Below are 4,786 nucleotides of genomic sequence, written 5' to 3' on the forward strand. Positions count from 1 at the left end.
GTGCCGCGGGCCAATCACGAAGCCTATCCCTTGCAACAGAAGGTGAATGCCAAACTGCTGGAGTACAGCAAGAAGTTCGGCATCAAACTCATCTGCACGAACGACGTGCATTTTGTTGACGAGGAGAATGCGGAGGCCCACGACCGGCTCATCTGCCTCAGTACGGGAAAGGACTTGGACGACCCTACCCGTATGCTCTATACCAAGCAGGAATGGATGAAGACCAAGGCCGAGATGAACACCCTGTTTGAGGATGTGCCCGAAGCACTCTCGAATACGATGGAGATTCTTGACAAGGTGGAGTTCTATTCCATCGACCATGCCCCCATTATGCCTACCTTTGCCATTCCCGAGGATTTCGGTACGGAGGAGGAATACCGCAAGAAATATACCGAACAGGATTTGTTCGATGAATTTACCCGTGACGAGAACGGTAAGGTGGTGCTGGACGAAGAAGCTGCCAATGCTAAAATCAAGCGCTTGGGTGGCTACGACAAGCTCTACCGTATCAAATTGGAGGCCGACTACCTGGCCAAGCTGGCTTTCGACGGTGCCAAGCGCCTGTATGGCGACCCGCTTTCGGACGAGGTGAAGGAACGCCTTGTATTCGAGCTCTACATTATGAAGACGATGGGTTTCCCGGGCTACTTCCTCATTGTGCAGGACTTCATCAATGCCGCCCGCACGCAGCTGGGCGTTTCCGTAGGTCCGGGACGTGGCTCGGCCGCCGGTTCGGCGGTGGCCTACTGTCTGGGTATCACGAAGATTGACCCCATTCAGTACGACCTGCTGTTCGAACGTTTCCTTAACCCGGACCGTATCTCCCTCCCCGATATCGATGTGGACTTCGACGACGACGGCCGTGGCGAGGTGCTTCGCTGGGTGACCGAGAAGTACGGACAGGAGAAGGTGGCTCACATCATTACCTACGGCACCATGGCCACGAAGATGGCCATTAAGGACGTGGCCCGTGTGGAGAAGCTCCCTCTGTCCGAGTCCGACCGGCTGTGCAAACTGGTTCCCGATAAGATTCCCGACAAGAAGCTGAACCTGCCCAATGCCATCGAGTACGTCCCCGAGCTTCAGGCTGCCGAGGCTTCGCCCGACCCGCTGGTGCGTGAGACCATCAAGTATGCCAAGATGCTCGAAGGCAACGTGCGCGGCACGGGTGTACATGCCTGCGGTACCATCATCTGTCGGGACGACATCACAGACTGGGTGCCCGTCAGCACGGCCGACGACAAGGAAACGGGCGAGAAGATGCTTGTCACCCAGTACGAAGGTTCGGTGATTGAGGACACGGGCCTGATTAAGATGGACTTCCTGGGTCTGAAAACCCTTTCCATCATCAAGGAGGCGGTGGAAAACGTCCGCCTGCACCGCGGCATCGAGATAGACATTGACAAGATAGCCATCGACGACCCCGCCACCTACAAGCTCTATTGCGACGGACGTACGGTGGGCACTTTCCAGTTCGAGTCCGCCGGTATGCAGAAATACCTGCGCGAGCTCCAGCCCGGTACGTTCGAGGACCTCATCGCCATGAATGCCCTCTACCGTCCGGGTCCTATGGATTACATTCCCGACTTCATCGACCGCAAGTGGGGACGTAAGCCCATCGAGTACGACATCCCCATCATGGAGAAGTACCTGAAGGACACCTACGGCATCACTGTCTACCAGGAGCAGGTGATGCTTCTGTCCCGTCTGCTGGCCGATTTCACCCGCGGCGAGTCCGACGCCCTGCGTAAGGCCATGGGTAAGAAGCTGCGCGACAAGCTGGACCACATGAAGCCGAAGTTCATCTCCGGCGGACAGAAGAACGGCCACGACCCCAAGGTGCTGGAGAAGATATGGACTGACTGGGAGAAGTTTGCCTCCTATGCCTTCAACAAGTCGCACGCCACGTGCTACTCTTGGGTGGCCTACCAGACGGCCTACCTGAAGGCCAACTATCCTGCCGAGTACATGGCGGCCGTGATGAGCCGAAGCCTCTCGGACATCACCACCATCACCAAGCTGATGGACGAGTGCAAGGCGATGGGCATCCAGGTGCTGGGGCCGGACGTGAACGAAAGTAACCTGAAGTTTACGGTCAACAAGGCCGGTGACATCCGTTTCGGTCTGGGAGCCGTGAAGGGTGTGGGCGAAGGAGCTGTGCAGAGCATTATGGCCGAGCGTGAGAAGGACGGTCCCTACAAGGGCATCTTCGATTTTGTGCAGCGCGTCAACCTGAATGCCTGCAACAAGAAGAACATCGAGTGCCTGGCTCTGGCCGGAGGCTTCGACAGCTTCCCCGAATTGAAGCGCGAGCAATATTTTGCCGTCAACGCCAAAGGCGAGGTGTTCATCGACACGCTGGTGCGCTACGGCAACCGCTATCAGGCCGACAAGGCCGCTGCCGTCAACTCCCTGTTCGGTGGCGAGAACGTGGTGGACATTGCCACGCCCGAAATCCTGCCTGCCGAGCGCTGGAGCGACCTCGACCGCCTGAACAAGGAGCGCGAGCTCGTCGGCATCTATCTGTCCGCCCATCCACTGGACGAATATGCCGTAGTGCTGGAGCACGTCTGCAACACCCACATGGCCGAGCTGGAGGACAAGACTGCCCTGGCAGGCCGCGAGATTACGATGGGCGGCATCGTGACATCCGTCCGCCGGGGCATCAGCAAGAACGGCAATCCATACGGCATAGCCAAGATAGAAGACTACTCCGGCTCGGCCGAGATACCCTTCTTCGGTAACGATTGGGTGACCTATCAGGGCTATCTGGGCGAGCGTACCTTCCTCTTCATCAAAGCACGCTGCCAGCCCAAGCAGTGGAGGCAGGACGAGCTGGAGCTGAAGATTACCTCCATGGAGCTGCTGCCCGACGTGAAAGAGAAGCTGATAGAGAAGATTACCATTGCTATCCCCCTCAGTGCGCTCAATACGGCTTTGGTGACCGAACTGTCTGAAGTGGTGCGGACGCATCCCGGCAGTACTTCGCTCTATTTCCGCATACAGGACACCGAAAGCCGGCAGAATGTGGACTTGGTGTCCCGTCCGGTGAAGCTATCGGTGGGGCGCGAGGTGGTCAACTACCTGAAAGAACGTCCCGAACTGGAGTTCCGCATCAACTGACCGGGCGGTACGGTGCGAGTCCAAACGGGGAACGGCACGCAGATATTTGCGCAAGCCGTTCGAAGGCTCTCCATGCGCGCTGTATGAAAGTGTGTTTTTTTGACAACAGAGAGCAATCCGCACGTCGGTTTTTCTCCCGCCTGGAAAATGGGTTTTAACCCTGGAAGGCCTATGTTTGAAACATAAGGGGGGTATGTTTCAAACATAAGCCCCTTGGGTTTCAAACCTTCCTTATTGCAGCCTTGTGTGATTTGAAGGGCCTCTCATTGAAAGGATATGTGGGTGTGGTAATTTTGCTCAACATTTCCCGTCGTCATTCTTTTGTTTCCTGTCATGCTGAACGCAGTGAGGCGTCTCCTTTCTGCCGGTTGGGCCTCTGTGGTCATCTGTCTCATCCGTGTCTGCATGCCATGCGGGAGGGGTGTGTCAAAACTAAGTGATGGTATCTGACTCCCCTCCTTCCTGAAGGAGGAGAGTTTCAGATACCCTTGTTTTGACATTCCCCCCCCTCTTCATCGCCAACCCAATTCTGTCCCCCCTTCTGCGTGGGGCAGACAAATCTTGCGTTTTTGCTTTGTACTTCTCCCGCTTTGCATTATCTTTGCCCATGCGATGGCTGCCTTCGGGGGCAGCCCGTGGCATGTATATTCAATACGTATAATCAACCATAAATCATTAAAGAAAATGGCATTAGCAGTTACAGACAGCAATTTCAAGGAAATCCTGTCAGAGGGTAAACCCGTAGTGGTAGATTTTTGGGCACCGTGGTGCGGTCCCTGCAAGATGGTAGGCCCTGTTATAGACGAGTTGGCCGCCGAATACGAAGGCAAGGTGATTATTGGCAAGTGCGATGTGGACGAGAACAGCGACCTGCCGGCCGAGTTCGGCATCCGCAGTATTCCTACCGTGCTGTTCTTCAAGGACGGCAAACTGGTGGACAAGCAGGTAGGCTCTGCCGCCAAGTCTGTCTATGCCGCCAAGATTGAAGCCTTGTTATAACAGGCTGCCTCCTCGGAGAGGGTGTGTCAAACGACGGGAACCGACAACTTTCCTTTGGCACACCCTTTCTTTTTCAGATTGTTCAACCTAAATATGCGAGAATATGGGAATGGAAGACGATTTTTTGCTGGATGATGCCGATGACGAAAAGACCATCGAGTACATCAAGGCCTACTTGCCGCAGGACCTGAAGGACAAGTTCACTGACGACGAGTTCTATTATTTCCTGGATCTGATAGACGAGTACTACTCCGAGAGCGGCATTCTCGATGCTAAGCCCGATGCGGACGGATACATCGAAATCGACCTGGAGAAGATTGTGGACTATATCATCAAGGAAGCCCGCAAGGACGAAATGGGCGAGTACGACCCGGAGGAAATCCTTTTCATCGTACAGGGTGAGATGGAGTACACCGAGTCGCTGGGCGGTGACGAATAGAGTGTCCGTCGGCTTGAAAGAAAACGAAGGTGTGTCAAAACTAAGTAAGGGTATCTGACTCCCCCTGGAAGGAGGGGTGCCCAACGGGCGGGGTGGTAGGTCTTTACGACATTTTGTGTATCAATGCTTTAGGGATATTCAGTAAATGTCCCTACAAAGTAAGATGGCATATAAAGTCGATAGAGTATAATCACTTTATATGCCATTATTATTGTCCTTTTTCCG

General features: G+C 54.7%; 3 protein-coding genes. All 3 read left to right on the forward strand.

Translation table 11 applies throughout. The annotated features are described in order from the left end of the window. A partial coding sequence (gene dnaE, locus Q1Y74_RS13530; protein WP_300814819.1) for a DNA polymerase III subunit alpha occupies positions 1 to 3,123 on the forward strand: 3,123 nt, incomplete at its 5' end. Positions 3,124 to 3,807: 684 nt separating this feature from the next. Beyond that, positions 3,808 to 4,122 carry a thioredoxin gene (gene trxA / locus Q1Y74_RS13535; RefSeq protein WP_300814820.1) on the forward strand — a complete coding sequence of 105 codons (315 nt, stop codon included), beginning with the start codon at positions 3,808 to 3,810 and terminating at the stop codon, positions 4,120 to 4,122. 103 nt (positions 4,123 to 4,225) lie between these two features. Then, positions 4,226 to 4,561: a hypothetical protein gene (locus tag Q1Y74_RS13540; RefSeq protein ID WP_300814821.1), complete on the forward strand. Its 336-nt coding sequence runs from the start codon at positions 4,226 to 4,228 to the stop codon at positions 4,559 to 4,561. Positions 4,562 to 4,786 lie beyond the last annotated feature (225 nt).

It is taken from the genome of uncultured Bacteroides sp., assembly GCF_949298305.1.
GTDB lineage: Bacteria > Bacteroidota > Bacteroidia > Bacteroidales > Bacteroidaceae > Bacteroides.